Annotated in this window: 14 protein-coding genes; 10 read left to right on the top strand and 4 right to left on the bottom strand. The window is 75.1% G+C overall.

The window, feature by feature from the left end; translation table 11 throughout:
- Window positions 1–58 precede the first annotated feature (58 nt).
- Window positions 59–1,912, bottom strand: coding sequence for a hypothetical protein (locus AC0GKK_RS04400; protein ID WP_489883217.1), 1,854 nt, complete (start codon window positions 1,910–1,912; stop codon window positions 59–61).
- Window positions 1,913–2,026: 114 nt separating this feature from the next.
- Here AC0GKK_RS04400 and AC0GKK_RS04395 point away from each other — a divergent pair, with 114 nt between their 5' ends.
- Window positions 2,027–2,662: a class I SAM-dependent methyltransferase gene (locus tag AC0GKK_RS04395; RefSeq protein ID WP_489883216.1), complete on the top strand. Its 636-nt coding sequence runs from the start codon at window positions 2,027–2,029 to the stop codon at window positions 2,660–2,662.
- Between the two features lie 167 nt (window positions 2,663–2,829).
- On the top strand, window positions 2,830–4,557 hold the full coding sequence (locus AC0GKK_RS04390; RefSeq protein ID WP_062402543.1) for a DEAD/DEAH box helicase: 1,728 nt from the start codon (window positions 2,830–2,832) through the stop codon (window positions 4,555–4,557).
- 304 nt (window positions 4,558–4,861) lie between these two features.
- On the opposite strand, the gene AC0GKK_RS04385 is transcribed toward AC0GKK_RS04390, so the two are convergent.
- The gene (locus AC0GKK_RS04385) at window positions 4,862–5,725 is read right to left on the bottom strand and encodes an EamA family transporter (RefSeq protein WP_405421867.1); all 864 of its coding nucleotides are present in this window, start codon (window positions 5,723–5,725) and stop codon (window positions 4,862–4,864) included.
- 362 nt (window positions 5,726–6,087) lie between these two features.
- Here AC0GKK_RS04385 and AC0GKK_RS04380 point away from each other — a divergent pair, with 362 nt between their 5' ends.
- The gene (locus AC0GKK_RS04380) at window positions 6,088–6,273 is read left to right on the top strand and encodes a DUF7455 domain-containing protein (RefSeq protein ID WP_062402550.1); all 186 of its coding nucleotides are present in this window, start codon (window positions 6,088–6,090) and stop codon (window positions 6,271–6,273) included.
- A 93-nt stretch (window positions 6,274–6,366) separates the two neighbouring features.
- Here the strand turns inward: AC0GKK_RS04380 and AC0GKK_RS04375 are convergent, their stop codons facing one another.
- Window positions 6,367–8,070, bottom strand: a complete 1,704-nt coding sequence (locus AC0GKK_RS04375) for a choline dehydrogenase (RefSeq protein ID WP_405417702.1) — start codon at window positions 8,068–8,070, stop codon at window positions 6,367–6,369.
- Between the two features lie 117 nt (window positions 8,071–8,187).
- On the opposite strand from AC0GKK_RS04375, the gene AC0GKK_RS04370 reads away from it, so the two are divergent.
- Window positions 8,188–8,616: a helix-turn-helix domain-containing protein gene (locus tag AC0GKK_RS04370; protein ID WP_073577041.1), complete on the top strand. Its 429-nt coding sequence runs from the start codon at window positions 8,188–8,190 to the stop codon at window positions 8,614–8,616.
- 7 nt (window positions 8,617–8,623) lie between these two features.
- On the opposite strand, the gene AC0GKK_RS04365 is transcribed toward AC0GKK_RS04370, so the two are convergent.
- Entirely contained in the window at window positions 8,624–9,346 is a 723-nt protein-coding gene (locus AC0GKK_RS04365; protein WP_073577040.1) for a hypothetical protein, read from the bottom strand.
- Window positions 9,347–9,678: 332 nt separating this feature from the next.
- Between AC0GKK_RS04365 and AC0GKK_RS04360 the strand changes: the two genes are divergently transcribed.
- The 6 genes from AC0GKK_RS04360 to AC0GKK_RS04335 all read left to right on the top strand — a co-directional run bounded on the left by AC0GKK_RS04360 (window position 9,679) and on the right by AC0GKK_RS04335 (window position 15,938).
- Complete coding sequence (locus tag AC0GKK_RS04360; protein ID WP_405417698.1) at window positions 9,679–10,704, top strand: ABC transporter substrate-binding protein; 1,026 nt, start codon at window positions 9,679–9,681, stop codon at window positions 10,702–10,704.
- Window positions 10,701–11,468: an ABC transporter permease gene (locus tag AC0GKK_RS04355; protein ID WP_405417696.1), complete on the top strand. Its 768-nt coding sequence runs from the start codon at window positions 10,701–10,703 to the stop codon at window positions 11,466–11,468. The genes AC0GKK_RS04360 and AC0GKK_RS04355 overlap by 4 nt, the downstream gene beginning before the upstream one ends.
- Complete coding sequence (locus AC0GKK_RS04350; RefSeq protein WP_476654461.1) at window positions 11,465–12,193, top strand: ABC transporter ATP-binding protein; 729 nt, start codon at window positions 11,465–11,467, stop codon at window positions 12,191–12,193. The genes AC0GKK_RS04355 and AC0GKK_RS04350 overlap by 4 nt, the downstream gene beginning before the upstream one ends.
- A gap of 255 nt (window positions 12,194–12,448) precedes the next feature.
- On the top strand, window positions 12,449–13,588 hold the full coding sequence (locus AC0GKK_RS04345) for a sugar ABC transporter substrate-binding protein (RefSeq protein WP_489883215.1): 1,140 nt from the start codon (window positions 12,449–12,451) through the stop codon (window positions 13,586–13,588).
- Between the two features lie 74 nt (window positions 13,589–13,662).
- Window positions 13,663–14,436, top strand: coding sequence for an ATP-binding cassette domain-containing protein (locus AC0GKK_RS04340; RefSeq protein WP_100880336.1), 774 nt, complete (start codon window positions 13,663–13,665; stop codon window positions 14,434–14,436).
- The gene (locus tag AC0GKK_RS04335; protein WP_208819569.1) at window positions 14,436–15,938 is read left to right on the top strand and encodes a sugar ABC transporter permease; all 1,503 of its coding nucleotides are present in this window, start codon (window positions 14,436–14,438) and stop codon (window positions 15,936–15,938) included. Before AC0GKK_RS04340 ends, AC0GKK_RS04335 begins: the two co-directional genes overlap by 1 nt.

The raw sequence follows: 15,938 nt of genomic DNA, 5'->3' as shown, positions 1-15,938 counted from the left end.
CCACGGCCGGGCGGTGGGGTGCGGACGGCCCCGGGTGTGACGATCCCGGACCCCACCCTCAGACGGGGGCGGGCTCGCCCAGGTAGGTCCCCGGGGCCGGGAACAGCGGGCGCAGACGACGTCCGCCCAGCTCCGGGGGCGCGTCGCGCATCGTGCCGGAGCGTTCGACCAGCCAGGCGGCCAGGTCGTCCCACCAGGAGCCCTCGACGGCCTCGGCCCCGGCCCGCCACCGCTGCGCCACGCCGTCGCCGGTGGAGCAGGGTGCCGCGCGGAACCCGGTCGCCACCGACGGCGGCGCGATCAGCGCGCCCGCCTGGTCGCCGGGGGCCAGGACGAGCCGGCAGGCTCCGCCGAGGCGCTGCGCGGTGCGGTACCCGCCCGTCCAGGGCTGCACCGGGTCGTCGTCGGCGGCGACGAGGTAGCTGTCGCGACGCAGCTCGGCGAACCGGACGGGGGTGCCGAGGACCCGCACGTCGGGCCGGTCCGGGCCCGCGCCGTCGCCGGAGGCCGCGGCCAGCGCGGCGAGGTCGGTGTGCAGCCCGGCGGGCAGCGGCAGCAGGTCGGACACCCAGGCCCGCATCGCCCGCGCGGCGCGTCCGTCCAGGTCGGCGGTCCCGCCACCGTGCGGCACCGCCCACGGCAGCACCCGGTCCGGCCCGCGCCGCCACGCCCAGGCCCGCACCGCCGTCGCGCCGTCGAGGACGCCGTCGCGGGCGGCGAGGCCCGCGGTCTCGGCGACGGTCGCCGGGTCGGGGGCGAAGCCGGGCAGCGCGTCGGACTGGTCGAGGACGGTCGCCAGGTAGGCGACGGCGGCGACCCGGTCGTCGAGCCCGATCGCGGCCTGGTGGGCCTGCACCGCCGCGGTCAGCAGCCCGCCGGTGCGCACGCCGAGCAGCGACACCCGCGGGGCGCGGGTGATGCGCCCGCAGGCGTCGACGGCGTCGAGGACGGCGGCGGCGTGCGCGTCGAGGTCGCGGTCGGCGTCGGCGGGGCCCGCCGGGCGCCAGGACAGCGCGAACACCTGCAGGCCCTTCCCGAGCAGGTGCTCGACCAGCGAGTACCCGGGCGCGAGGTCGGCCAGCCAGTAGCGGTGCACCAGCGGCGGGACGACCAGCACCGGGGTGTCGTGCACCTTCTCGGTCCGCGGCAGGTACTGCAGCAGCTCGAACATCGGGGTGCGCAGGACGACCGCGCCGGGCGTGGCGGCGACGTCGCGGCCGGGGACGGGGCCGCCCCGGGCGTCGCGGGCGCCGGTGTCGAAGGGGACCGGCGGGGTGTCGGCACCGGGGGGTGTGAAGACCCGGTCGGCGACCTCGGCCGCTGCCGGGGAGTCCTGGGTGCCTGCGATCCCGAGGCCGACCCGACCGTGATCGTCGTCCGGGAGGGGTTCGGTGCCGTCCGTGGCATCGTTCCCCTCCGACCCGGTGATCATGGTCGGGCCGGGGCCTGGGGCAGTGGCCTCCGGGGCGACCCGACCGTGATCGTCGTCCCGGCAGGGATCGGTGCCGTCGATGGCACCGTTCCCTTCCGATCCGGTGATCACGAGGGGACCCGGGCCGGGGAGCAGGAGGGCGGTCAGCCCGGCGAGGGTCGCGCGCAGCCGCTCGGCGTCCGCGGCGGGCAGCGGCACGTCCGGGCTCGCGACGGCGTCGTCGAGCAGCCCGGAGACCGCCCCGGTCGTCGCGAGCAGCACCTGGGCCGCGCACCGCGCCACCGGCGCGACCGGACCGGCCGGCACGTCCGGGGCGAGGGCGGAGCGGCCCAGCCCGACCCGGCCCAGCTCGGCGACCCAGTCGCCGCCGCGGCGCAGGAGCAGCAGCGGCCGGGCGGACACCGCGGCCGCCAGCCGCAGTCCCGCCGCGGGCAGGGCGAGGGGGCCGGCGTCGGCTGGGGTGCGGTCGCGCTCGCTCATCACCTCCATCATCCCCACCGCCACCGGTCGCGGCGCGTTCACCCCGTCGTCGGACGGCGTTCGGACCGGACCGGCACGGTGACCCGGTCGCGCCGCACGAGACCCCGGAGCCCGATGAGCACCGTCGCCCCGTCCACCCCGTCCCTGCAGGCGTCCCCGGCCGGGACGGGTGCGTTCCTGCGGGAGTTCCTGCGCGACCCGCTGCGCACGGCGTCGGCGCTGCCGAGCTCCCGGGCGCTGGCCCTCGCCGCCACCGCACCGGTCCCCGCGACCGGGGACCCGGTCGTCGTCGAGCTGGGGCCGGGCACCGGGGCGTTCACCGACGTCGTCGCCGAGCGGCTCGGCGGCCGCGGCCACCACCTGGCCGTCGAGCTGAACCCGCGACTGGCCGCGCTGCTGCGGGCCCGCCACCCCGGGCTCGACGTCGCCGTCGCCGACGCGGCCGAGTTGCCCGCGCTGCTCGCCGCCCGCGGGCTCGGCGGCGCCGACGTCGTGGTCTCCGGGCTGCCGTGGGCGGCCTACCCGCGCGACGAGCCCTGGCTGACCGACGTCGTCGCCGGCTGCCTGCACCCCGACGGCGCCCTGACCCAGTTCGGCTACTCGGTGACCCTGGCCCTGCCGCCCGCCCGGCGGCTCCGGCGGCGGCTCGCCGCGGCGTTCGAGGAGGTCGTGCACGGCCGCACGGTGCTCGCCAACGTCCCGCCCGCGTTCGTCCTCACCGCCCGCCGTCCGCGGCAGCCCCGGGGCTGACCTGGCCCGTCGCCGCCGGGGAGACCCCGGGCCCGCCCACCGGGCGGTGACGGTGCGGCCCCCGGCTACCCTGATCCGCGCCCCGCAGCCCGGTCGGCGTCGACGCGCGGACCTGCCGGGGATCGCCGGTTCCCGCCCGGGAACGACCCACGGACCAGGGGAGACGTGTGTCGCAGACCCAGCTCGTGTCGCCCGAGACCCGCCCGCTGCGTGCGTGGCAGCGCAGCGCTCTCGCCCGCTACCTCGCGACCTCGCCGCGGGACTTCCTCGCGGTCGCGACCCCGGGTGCGGGCAAGACGACCTTCGCCCTGCGCGTCGCGTCGGAGCTGCTGCGCGACCGGGTCGTCGACGCGATCACCGTCGTCACCCCGACCGAGCACCTGAAGTACCAGTGGGCCGAGTCGGCCGCGGCCGCCGGCGTCGCGCTCGACCCGGAGTTCCGCAACTCCGCGGGCGGTACCTCGCGGGACTACCAGGGCATCGCGATCACCTACGCCGGCGTCGCCGCGCACCCGATGCTGCACCGCAACCGCACCGAGAACCGCCGGATGCTGGTGATCCTCGACGAGATCCACCACGCGGGCGACGCCAAGAGCTGGGGCGAGGGCGTCTACGAGGCGTTCGAGCCCGCCACCCGGCGCCTCGCCCTGACCGGGACGCCGTTCCGCTCCGACGACAACCCGATCCCGTTCGTCGAGTACGTCCCCGACGCCGAGGGCGCCCCGCGCAGCCGGGCCGACCACCAGTACGGCTACGCCGAGGCGCTGGCCGACAACGTGGTCCGGCCGGTCGTCTTCCTGGCCTACTCCGGTACGTCCAACTGGCGCACCAGCGCGGGCGAGGAGATCTCCGCCCGGCTGGGGGAGCCGCTGACCCGCGAGCAGACCGCGATGGCCTGGCGGACCGCGCTGGACCCCTCGGGGGACTGGATGCCCGCGGTGCTCGCCGCGGCCGACCGGCGCCTGCAGAGCCACCGCGACGGCGGCATGCCCGACGCGGGCGGCCTCGTGATCGCCACCGACCAGACGGCCGCCCGTGCCTACGCCGCGCTGCTCACCGGCATCACCGGGGTCCGGCCCGCGGTCGTCCTGTCCGACGAGGCGGGCGGCTCGGACCGGATCGCGGAGTTCTCCCGCTCCACCGAGCGGTGGATGGTCGCGGTCCGGATGGTGTCCGAGGGTGTCGACGTGCCGCGCCTGGCCGTCGGCGTCTACGCCACCAGCGCCTCCACCCCGCTGTACTTCGCCCAGGCGATCGGCCGGTTCGTGCGGTCGCGGCGGCAGGGCGAGACCGCGTCGGTGTTCGTCCCCAGCGTCCCGGTGCTGCTCGGCCTGGCCAGCGAGCTGGAGGCCCAGCGCGACCACGTCCTCGGTAAGCCGCAGCGGCCCGAGGAGGTCTGGAACGACGCCGAGCTCAACGAGGCCAACAAGGTCAAGGACGAGCCCGGCGAGCAGGAGAAGGCGTTCACCTCCCTCGGCGCCGACGCCGAGCTGGACCAGCTGATCTACGAGGGCGCCACCTACTCCGCCGACGAGGAGGACTACCTCGGGCTGCCCGGGCTGCTGGAGCCCGACCAGGTGCGCACCCTGCTGTCCCAGCGGCAGGCCGACTGGATCGCGAAGGGCTCGCCGCGCACCGGCGCCCAGGCCCGCGCCACCCCGGCGACCGAGCCCACCCCGCCGCCGGCCGCCGAGCGCGGGCAGAGCGTGCGGGAGCGGCTGCAGACGCTGCGCAAGGAGCTCAACACCCTGGTCGCGCTGCACAACCACAAGACCCGCAAGCCGCACGGGAAGATCCACAACGAGCTGCGGGCACACTGCGGCGGCCCGCCGGTGGCGATGGCGACCATCGAGCAGCTCGAGGAACGCATCGCGACCCTGCGGTCCTGGCGCTGAGAGCCGCCGTGGCGGGCCGCCGTGTCGCCGTCGGGCCCTGTCCTGCCCGGAGGCCGTCGCGGCCCGTGCGGGCGCGGCGGGGTCGGCCCGCCACCGCCGCGGGACCTCCGCGCCACCGCGACGACCACGACATCGGCGCGGCGACGGCGACGACGGCGCGTCGGGCCACCCGGTGATCCGTTCCGCGCGCGCAGATCCGCTCGGCGCGCGCGTCCGGACACGCGCGCCGAGCGGATCTGCGCGCGGACTGCGGGTCGGCGCGCGGACTGCGGGTCGGCGAGCGGACGTGGCACCGCCCGAACGGTCAGGACGGGGCGGACCGGTCCCGGGCGGACGTGGCGGGGACGGGGACGGGTTCGTCGCCGTCGCGGGACCGCAGGGCCACCGCGGCGACGACCAGCGCGATCCCCACGGCCTCCAGCGGCCCCGGGAGCTGACCGAGCACGACGAGCCCGACCAGCGTCGCGGTGGCAGGCAGCAGCGCCAGCAGGACCGCGAACCGGGCCTGCCCGACCCGGCGCAGCACGACCTGGTCCAGCACGTAGGGAACCACCGAGCTGAGCACACCCAGCCCGACGGACAGGCCGAGCACCACCGGATCGGCGAGCGGCGCGAGGTTCGCGACGCCGAACCCGGTCGCGGCACCCGTACCCCCGGTGAACAGCAGCGGGACCAGGACGACGGCGGCCACGGTGAACCCGGTCGCCAGGTCGTCGATGCCGGAACCGGCCCGCGCGACCCGCTTGCCCAGCACGATGTAGGCCGCCCACATCGCCGCCGCGCCCAGCGCCCACAGCACCCCGGCGGGACTGCCGGACCAGCGGACGTCGGCGATGAGGAGCACGCCCGCCGCGGCCAGGCCGACCGCGCCGACGTCGCGGAACCGGCGCGAGGCGAGCGCCGCGACCAGGACCGGGCCGGTGAACTCGACCGCCACCGCGGTGCCGAGCGGCAGCCGCGCGATCGCCTCGTAGTAGGCGACGTTCATCAGCGCCGTGGCCAGCCCGAACGTCCCCGCGCGGACGAGCCGGACGCCACGCCAGGCGTCGCGGCCGGGACGGCGCCACGCCAGCAGGACCAGCGCGGCACCGATGAGGCGCAGCTCGGCGACCGCCGACGGGGCGAGCCGGTCGAACAGCCCGACGGCCAGCGCGGCCCCCACGTACATCGAGGTCCCACCGGCCAGGAACAGCAACGGAGCGGGAACACGATCGGGCGACGGGCGGGGACTCACCCGGCCAACGTAGACCGCGACACACCGTATTTACCGTGGCGCGCTTGCACGTCGGGCGAGTTGCCCGCATGATTCACACGCAGTCAACTTCATACGCAATCGGTCACCGCGGGTACATCGCGGCGCCACCGAACCGTGCGGCGCACGCCACACGTGACGGACGTCGCGACGCATCCCGGGAACACGTACAGGGGCCTCGAGCGTCTGTACAGGTGTGGGCGAGCCGCTCGTGCGGTCGTCACAGTGATACGGCGGCGAGCGCCCGAAGCCCGCCGCCGCGACGGAGGGAGACCGCTATGCAGCCCGAAACGCTGACCCGGCCCGAACTGACCCTTGCCGACCGTTGCGACCGCTGCGGTGCGGCTGCCAAGGTGCGCGCGATCCTGCCCTCCGGTGGGGAACTCCTGTTCTGCAACCACCACGGCAATGCCCACGCTGCCAAGCTGCGTGAGTCCGGGGTGCAGGTGCAGACCGGGGAGTGACACCCGGGGCGCGACCCGCGCCCCCAACTCAGACCCGCGAACGGGGCGGGGATCCGATCGGATCCCCGCCCCGTTCGGCATGTCCGGGGGTGTTCAGGACACCGGTGCGAGCGGCTCCGGGCCGGTGCCCGGGCCCCCGTGCGCCCCGGCCGGCCGCGACGGCGCCGGGTCGGCGGGCAGCGGGGTGGCGCCGGTGACGATGTCCGCGGCCCGCTCGGCCACCATCACCACCGGGCCGTAGGTGTTGGCGTTGGGCACGTCCGGGAAGATCGACGCGTCGACGACCCGCAGACCCTCGGTGCCGTGCACACGCAGCGTCGACGGGTCCACGACGGCGTCGGCGTCGGTACCCATCCGCGCGGTGCTGGTCGGGTGCAGCCCGTTCTGGGCGCGCCGGGACACCCAGTCGAGGATCTCGGCGTCGGAGCGGACACCGTCGCCGGGGAAGGTCTCCCCGGCGTCGAGGCCCGCGAACGCCGGCTGGGTGAGGATCTCCCGGGCCAGGCCGACGGCCTCCACCCAGCGACGCCGGTCGCCGTCGGTGACCAGGTAGTTCTGCACCAGGCGCGGTGGGACGGCGGTGTCGCGGGACACCGCCCGCACCGTCCCGCGGACGTCGCCCGCCATCACCGAGACGTGCATCTCGTAGCCGTGCCCGACCGGCGGGACGTCCGGCGCGAAGCGCATCGCGACCGGCGCGAACAGCATCATGACGTCGGGGATGCCCCCGGCCATCGAGGTGGAGGCGAACCCGCCGATCTCGAAGTGGTTGCTGGCCCCGATCCCGGTGCCCGAGACGAGCCAGCGGGCCGCCGCGGCGGGCAGCCGGTGCGGGGCCCGGTGCGGGGCCAGCGAGATGGGCTGGGAGCAGGCGTGCTGTAGGTGCACCGCGAGGTGGTCCTGCAGGTTCGCGCCGACCCCGGGCAGCGCCACCCGGGTCTCGACGCCGATCCCGGCAAGGTGCTCCGGGTCGCCGAAGCCGGACACCTGGAGCAGCTGCGGGGTGGCGATGGAGCCGGCGGCGAGCAGGGTCTCGCCGGCGTCGACGTCGCGGAGGGTGCCGTCGGCGGCGCGGTAGCGGACGCCGATGACCCGGGTACCGCGGGCGTCGGTGCGCAGCGCGCGGACCAGGGCGCCGGTGCGGACGGTCAGGTTGGGCCGCGAGTCGGCGACCGGGTGCAGCCAGGCGTCGGTCGCCGAGAAGCGGCGCCCGCGCGAGATCGTGCGCTCGGTACGGGAGAAGCCCTCCTGGACCGGGCCGTTCGTGGAGTCGAGCAGCGCGTGCCCGGCCTGCTGCGCCGCGGCCAGGAACGCCGCGTTCAGCGGGCCCGCGGCCGGGGCGCGCTCGAGGACCTGCGGCCCGTGACCGCCGTCGGTCAGCGGGGTGCCGCGCTCGGACATCCGCCGCTCCAGGCGGCGGAAGTAGGGCAGCAGGTGGGCCGAGCTCCACTGCTCGCAGCCGGGCAGGCGGGACCAGCGGTCGTAGTCGCCCGGGTGGGCCCGCTGGTAGACCATCCCGTTGATGCTGCTGCTGCCGCCCAGTACCTTCCCGCGCGGGACGGCGATCCGGCGCCCGGCCAGACCGGCCTCGGGCTCGGTGACGTAGCACCAGTCGTAGCGGGGGTTGCCCCACGCCTTCGACAGCGCGGCGGGCATCCGGATGATCGGGTCCCAGCGGTGGTCGGGCCGGCCCGCCTCGAGCATCAGCACCCGGCGCGTGGGCTCCTCGGTGAGCCGGGCGGCCAGCACCGCCCCCGCGGATCCCCCGCCGACGATGACGACGTCGTACCGGCCCATGCGCGCCCTCCACACCCACTGTCGGGGTTGCCCTGTTCGAGGGAGCAACCCCCCTTGCGTGGATCACGGTACGCCGCGCCCACCGGCCGTCGCCGCCACCCCCGTAGGCTCGATGGTGTGACGACGACCGAGCGTGACGCCGAGGACGGAGCGGACCTCCGCGATGCCGCCGCGGACGACGCCGACGCCGCGTTGGCCGCCCTCGCCGCCCAGCTGGAGGCGTCGGTCGCCGAGCTGTCCTCGGCCCGTGAACGGGTGGCCGAGCTGCAGGAGCTGCGCTCTCAGGGGTTGAGCTGGCGGGCGATCGTCCCGCGCGAGGCACGGCCGCTGATCGTGGAGACCCTCACCCGCACCCTCGACGGCCTGGGCGCCGTCGGTGGCCGGTTCCGCCGCGAGGAGGCCGTCGCGCTGCACGGCGAGGGCGAGACGATCGCCGGGATCGGCAGGCTGTTCGGGGTCAGCCGCCAGCGCGTATCGGCCTACCTGCAGGAACACCAGCAGCTCCTCGAACGGTGTGCGGACCGCCAGGACCGGCCGGAAGCCTGACCCCGGGTCAGCCCTGGTCGTGCCTGCGGTGCCGCGCCTGCCGCTGGGCGGGCACTCGCGGCGCCACCGGCACCACGGGGGAGCGGCGGGCCGCCGGGATCAGCGCGGTGCGGTCGAGCGCGTCGGGCTGTTCCGGCACCGACGGCGGCGCGGCGCGCAGCTGCAGCCGGGCCAGCTCGCGGACGTCGGTGAGCCGGGCCGCCAGCGCGGTCACCACCGGCGCCAGCGCGACGACCAGACGCTCGCCGAGCGGGTCGTCGGGCCCGCCGCGGGCGAACAGCTGCAGGACGCCCGCGGTGCGCCCGGCGACCGGGACCGGCACCGACAGCGAGCGGACCAGGCCGCAGTCGGCCGCGGCGGCGGCCAGCTCGGGCGGTCCGGACCGGGTCAGGTCCGGGGTGGTCAGCGTGCGGTCGCCGCGCTCGGCGGCGGGGCCCGGCCCGGCGTCGGCCCGGCGCTGCAGCTCACCCAGGCGCAGCGCGGCGGTGTCGGAGCCGAACACCCGCCGGGCCTCGGGGTCGCGGGGGTCGGCGGGCTCGCGCAGCAGCAGCGCCGCACCCCCGACCCGGGCGGCGGGCACCAGCGCGACACAGATCCCGGACAGCATCGCGGCGATGTCGGCGTGCGCCACGGAGGTGGCGCCGGCCTGCAACGCGACCCGCACCAGGGCGGGGGCCGGGTCGGGCGTCGGCCGCCCGGTCGTGCCGGAGGTCCAGAGCGAGGCCGCCATCTCGTCCCTTCCGCGTCAGCTCCCGCGAGCGGGGTTCGTGACACAGCGTCGCGGGTGTGGTGGCGAGGATAACGATCGTGGTCCGCGCCGCGGACGGCGGCTCGCCCGGCCGTCCCGACGATCACCGCAGGTGACCGGATCGGACGGCCACGGTGACTGCGGGTGTCCGGCCGGTCCGGTGCGGCGGACGTCGTCCCGGCAGGACCCGGCGGACCGCGTAGGGTTCACGGTCGTACCGCGGGAGCCCGCGCACCGAGGCTGAGAGGGCGGCAGGACCGGCCGCCGACCGTTCGAACCTGATCCGGGTCACACCGGCGTAGGGAGGCCGCTCCGTGCTGTCACGTGCTCTCCGTCCGCTCGCCGTCGCGCTGGCGCTCGCGCTGGCCCTGTCCGGCTGCGCCGTGGCCGACGGCCCCGGCGGCCCCGCCGGGGGCGGGCCGATCCGCGTCGCCCTGGACTGGACGCCGAACACCAACCACATCGGGCTGTTCGCCGCCCAGCAGGCGGGCTACTTCCGCGACGCCGGCCTCGACGTCGAGTTCCTGCCCTACAACCAGACCTCACCGGACACCCTGGTCGGTTCCGGCGCCGCGGACTTCGGCATCGGCTTCCAGGACTCCTTCACGTTCTCGAAGGCCGCGGGCGCCGACATCACCTCGGTGATGGCGATCCTGCAGCACTGGGCGACCGAGATCGCGGTGCGCTCCGACCGCACCGACATCCGGCGCCCGCGCGACCTCGACGGCAAGGTCTACGCCGGGTTCGGCGGGCCCGGTGAGAACCAGAAGATGCAGGCCGTGATCCGGGCCGACGGCGGGCGCGGCGACTTCCGCACCGAGGTCCTGTCCACCGCGGCCTACGAGGCGCTCTACTCCGGCCAGGCCGACTTCACCGAGCCGTTCGTCAACGTCGAGGGCATCGAGGCGCAGCTGCGGGGCGAGCCGATCCGCACCTTCCGCTACACCGACTACGGCTTCCCGGACTCCTACAACGTGCTGCTGCTGGGCAACTCGACCTGGCTGCGCGACAACCCCGACCGGGCCCGCGCGTTCGTGCAGGCCGTCCAGAAGGGCTACGCGCTGGCCGCGCAGGACCCGGCGACCGCGGCCCGGATGCTGAAGGAGGCCAACCCCGGCGCGTTCACCTCCGACGCGCTGGTCGACCGGGGCGCACGGATGCTCAGCGAGCGCTTCCTGCGCGACACGCAGGGCCGCGTCGGGTTCCAGACCCCGCAGCAGTGGGCCGGGTTCTCCGGATTCCTCTACGACACCGGCACCGTCGCGGGGCCGGACGGCGCCCCGGTGCGGCAGAAGCCGGACTTCTCGACCTGGTTCACCAACGACTACCTGGCACCGTGATCCGCCGGCTGTGGCCGGCCGCGGCGCTGGTCACCGCCCTGCTGGTCACCTGGCAGGTCGCGGTCACCGTCGCCGGCACCCGCCCCCAGGTGCTGCCCTCGCCGCTGCGGGTGGTCGAGCAGGGCTGGGCGTTCCGGGCCGAGCTGTGGGCGAACACGCTGCCGACGGTCCAGGTGACGCTGATCGGGTTCACCGTCTCGATGGCGCTGGCCTGGGCGGCCGCGGTCGCGGTGGACTTCTCGCCGTGGCTGCGCCGGGCGCTGACCCCGCTGCTGGTGGCCTCGCAGACGCTGCCGGTGGTCGCGATCGCCCCGCTGCTCATCATCTGGTTCGGGTTCGGTCTGCTGCCGAAGGTGCTGGTCATCGCGCTGGTGACGTTCTTCCCGGTGGCGGTCGGGCTGATCGAGGGCTTCGCCGCGACCGACCGGTCCGCGACCGCGCTGCTGCGGTCGATGGGGGCCTCGCGCTGGCAGCGGTTCCGCTACGTGCGGCTGCCCGGGGCGCTGCCGTCGTTCTTCACGGCGCTGCGGATCGCGATCACCTACGCCGTCACCGGGGCGATCTTCGCCGAGTACGTCGGCGCCCGGGCCGGCCTGGGCATCTTCATGCAGCTGCAGAAGAACCAGTTCCGCACCGACCTGGTGCTCGCCGCCGTCGGCGTGACCGCGGTGCTGTCGGTGACGCTGTTCGCGCTGACCTTCCTGCTCCAGCGCCTGGTCACGCCCTGGTACGTGGCCGACCACGACGGGCACGGTGCGCGGTGAAGGTCGTGGTGCGCGACCTGTCGGTCTCCTACGGCGACCTGCCGGTGCTGTCCGGGGTGAGCCTGGACGTCGCGCCGGGGGAGTTCGTGTCGCTCGTCGGGCCGTCGGGATGCGGCAAGTCGACGCTGTTCGGGGCCCTGGCGGGCATCCTCGACGGGGCGACGGTGACCGGCGGGATCGAGGTCGACGGCGGCCCGGTGCGCGGCGCCCCGTTCGGCCTGATGCCCCAGCAGGACCTCCTGTTCCCGTGGCGCACCGTGCTCGACAACACCACCCTCGGGCTGGAGGTCGCCGGCGTGGGGCGCCGCGAGGCCCGCGAGCGTGCCCGCGCGCTGTTCGAGCCGTTCGGGCTCGCGGGCTTCGAGGACGCCCGCCCGGGTGCGCTGTCGGGCGGCATGCGCCAGCGCGCGGCGCTGCTGCGCACCGTCGTCGGGGGGCGCGAGGTACTGCTGCTCGACGAGCCGTTCGGCGCGCTGGACGCGCTCACCCGGACCGCGATGCAGGACTGGCTGGAGTCGGTGCGCGCCCGCTACGGCTGGACGACGGTCCTGATCACCCACGACGTGCGGGAGGCGGTCCTGCTCTCGGACCGGGTGCTGGTCTTCTCGCCGCGCCCGGCGACCGTGGTGCGGGAGGTCGTCGTCGACGCCGGGCGGCCGCGCAGCCGTACCGACCCGACCCTGGCCGCGGTCGAGGCGGACCTGCTGGAGACCCTGCGCGGCTGAGGCGGGCCCGACCCCGGGGGCGGGGGAGCGGTGGTCACCGCCCGCCACGGCGCGTTCTGGTGCCGTGGCGGCCGTCCGGATCGTGCCGCAGGGCAACAAAGTCGATGTTCGTGACCGGATTGTGATGACGAAACGGGAACTGTCTCGATTCAGAAAGCTGTCGCGGAACCGGTTCCGCCCAATACGTTGGCGCTCGCAACATTCACCCGTTCGTGATCATGCGAGCGGTCCACAACGTGGTGGAGGGAGACCCCGATGGGGGCACGGAACACGGGGCGCGGTCCCCGGCTGCGTCGGGCGGTCGCGGCGGCGGGTCTCGGCCTGCTGCTGGCCGTCGCGGGCTGCGGACAGAACAGCGCCGGCGGCGGCGGGGAGGCCGCCGGCGGCGGCTCCGGCGGCGGGGTGAAGGTCGGGGTGATCCTCCCCGAGACCGACTCCTCGGCCCGCTGGGAGGGCTTCGACAAGCCCATGCTGGACAAGGCGCTGCGCGCCCAGGGCATGGACCCCGACATCCAGAACGCCCAGGGCGACGAGCAGAAGTTCTCCACCCTGGCCGACGGCATGATCTCCAGCGGTGTCAAGGTCATGATCATCGCCTCGATCAGCAGCGACGGCGGGACCGCCGTCGCCCAGAAGGCCAAGGCCCAGGGCATCCCGGTCATCGACTACGACCGGCTCAACCTCGGCGGCGTCAGCGACTACTACGTCTCCTTCGACAACGAGAAGGTCGGCGCCCTGCAGGGAGAGGGCCTGGTCCAGGGCATCGGCGACAAGCCGGGCGCCCAGGTCATCGAGATCGAGGGCGCGCCGACCGACAACAACGCGACCCTGTTCTACAACGGCCAGCAGACCGTGCTGAAGCCCAAGTACGAGTCCGGGGCGCTGAAGCTGGTGCAGAGTCAGAAGATCGACAAGTGGGACAACCAGGTCGGTGGCACCACCTTCGAGCAGATCCTCACAGGCAACGGCGGCAAGGTCGACGGCGTCGTCGCCGCCAACGACGGCCTCGCCGGCGCCATCGTCACGGTGCTGGCCAAGTACGGCCTGAACGGCAAGGTCGTGGTCACCGGCCAGGACGCCACCGCCGACGGGCTCGCCGCGATCCTGCGCGGGGACCAGTACATGACGGTGTTCAAGCCGATCGAGCAGGAGGCCGAGGCCGCCGCGAAGCTCGCCGGTGCCCTGGCCAAGGGCGACACCGCGGCCGCCGACGGCGTCGCCACCCAGACGGTCGAGGACCCGAAGGGCAACCGCGACGTCAAGTCGGTGCTGCTCGAGCCGCAGCTCATCACCAAGGACTCGGTCAAGAAGGTCACCGACGCCGGCTACGTCAAGGCCTCGGAGATCTGCAACGCCGAGACCCAGGCCGCCTGCGGCCAGCTCGGCATCAAGTAGGACCCGCAGCCGGACCGGGCCGCGGCGGAGACCCCGCCGCGGCCCGGCCGACGCCCACGTGGAAGGTGCCCGAAGTGGCCGACCCCATCCTCTCCCTGCGCGGTGTGTCGAAGAGCTTCGGCGCCGTGCAGGTCCTGCACGACGTCGACCTGACCGTGCGCGCCGGCGAGGTCACCGCGCTCGTCGGCGACAACGGCGCGGGCAAGTCCACCCTGGTCAAGTGCGTCGCGGGTATCCACCCGATCGACTCCGGCGAGGTCCTGTTCGAAGGGGCGCCGGTGACCGTCGCCGGGCCGTCGGACGCCTCCCGGCTCGGCATCGAGGTCGTCTACCAGGACCTCGCGCTGGCCGACAACCTCGACATCGTCCAGAACATGTTCCTCGGCCGCGAGCGCGGCCGCTCCTGGATGCTGGACGAGGGCTCGATGGAGCAGGCCGCCCGCGACACCCTCGCGTCGCTCTCGGTCCGCACCGTCACCTCGGTCCGGACCCCGGTCGCGTCGCTGTCCGGCGGGCAGCGCCAGACCGTCGCCATCGCCAAGGCGGTGCTCTGGGACTCGCGCGTCGTGCTGCTCGACGAGCCGACCGCGGCGCTCGGCGTCGCCCAGACCCGCCAGGTGCTCGACCTCGTGCGACGGCTGGCCGAGCAGGGCCTCGGCGTCGTGCTCATCAGCCACAACATGGCCGACGTGTTCGAGGTGTCCGACCGGATCGCCTGCCTCTACCTCGGCCGGATGGTCGCGCAGGTCCCGACCCGCGAGGTCACCCACTCCGACGTCGTCCAGCTCATCACCGCGGGCCGCTCCGGCGAGCTCGGGCTGCCGCGGCCCGAGCAGGCGGTGACCTGATGGCCCCCCACCCCGATCCGTCCGGCCCCGCCGGCCCGGGAGGAGACACCGTGACCGAACGGACGCCCGCGCCCGAGCAGGAGCAGAGCGCGGCCCGCCGGGCGAACCCCGGTAACCGGGCCGCCGACTTCGGCATCGACACCACTGCCCGCACCACCCGCGAGGCGATCACGGCGTACCTGCGCGGCCTGCGTGGCGGTGACCTGGGCTCGCTGCCGGCGCTGCTCGGCCTGGCCGCGCTGTTCGTGCTGTTCAGCGTGCTGGACTCGGGCGGCACCTTCCCGAGCCTGCTCAACCTGGCGAACCTGCTCCAGCAGGGCGCCGGCCCGACCATCATCGCGATGGGCCTGGTGTTCGTGCTGCTCACCGGGGAGATCGACCTGGCCGCCGGTACGGCGTCCGGGCTGGCGGCGGCGCTGATGGCGCTGCACCTGATGAGCGACGGCAACGTGCTCGGCGCCACCGGCACCACCGTGTTCGTGCTGCTCGTGGCGGTGATGCTGGCCGGTGCCGTGCTCGCCGCGCTGGTCCGGGTGTGGGCCGGGTCGGTGATCAGCCTGCTCACCGCGGTCGTGCTCGTGATCGGGGTCCCGGCGAACGCGTTCACCGTGATGGGGCTCGCCGTCGGCGTCGGGGTGGTGATCGGCTGCCTCACCGGGTTCCTCGTGGCCCGGATCGGGATGCCGTCGTTCGTCGTGACGCTGGCGTTGTTCATCACGTGGCAGGGCGTGATCCTGCAGCTCATCGGCGACGGCGGCACCATCGCGCTGCGCGACCCCTTGATCAACGCCGTGGCGAACGGCAATCTCTCGGTCACGGCGTCCTGGGTGCTGTTCGTGGTCGTCGCCGGCGGCTACGCGGCCGTCCAGGTGGTGCGCCTGCGGACCCGGCTCCGCGGCGGGCTGGTCGCGCCGCCGACGGGGCTGGTCGCACTCAAGATCGGAGCGGTGGTGGTGCTCGGCGGGCTGGTGACGTTCGCACTCGTGCAGGACCGCTCGCCCGGCGTCATCGCGATCGCCGGGATCCCCTACGTCGTCCCGGTCGTGCTGGTGCTGCTCGTCGCGGGCACCTGGGTGCTCGACCGGACCCGGTTCGGCCGTCACGTCTACGCCGTCGGCGGCAACCGGGAGGCCGCGCGCCGGGCCGGCATCGACGTCGCCCGCATCCGGGCGTCGGTGTTCGTCATCTCCACCGCCTTCGCCGCGATCGGCGCGATCGTCTATTCGTCGAAGATCGGGTCGGTCAACCCGGCGGCCGGTGGCGGCAACACCCTGCTGTTCGCGGTCGGCGCCGCGGTCATCGGCGGCACGTCGCTGTTCGGCGGCCGCGGCCGCATCAGCAACGCCGTCATCGGCGGCACGGTGCTCGCCACGGTGCAGAACGGTCTGGGCCTGCTCAAGCAGCCCGCCGCGGTCGTGTTCGTGGTGACCGGCCTGGTGCTGCTGCTCGCGGCCGGTGTCGACGTGGCGTCACGGCGCCGGGCGGCGGCCAGCGGCCGGTGA

It is taken from the genome of Pseudonocardia sp. P-1, assembly GCF_058111925.1.
Note: the sequence above shows the minus strand (reverse complement) of the source record. Positions and strands in the feature narration are given on the sequence as shown.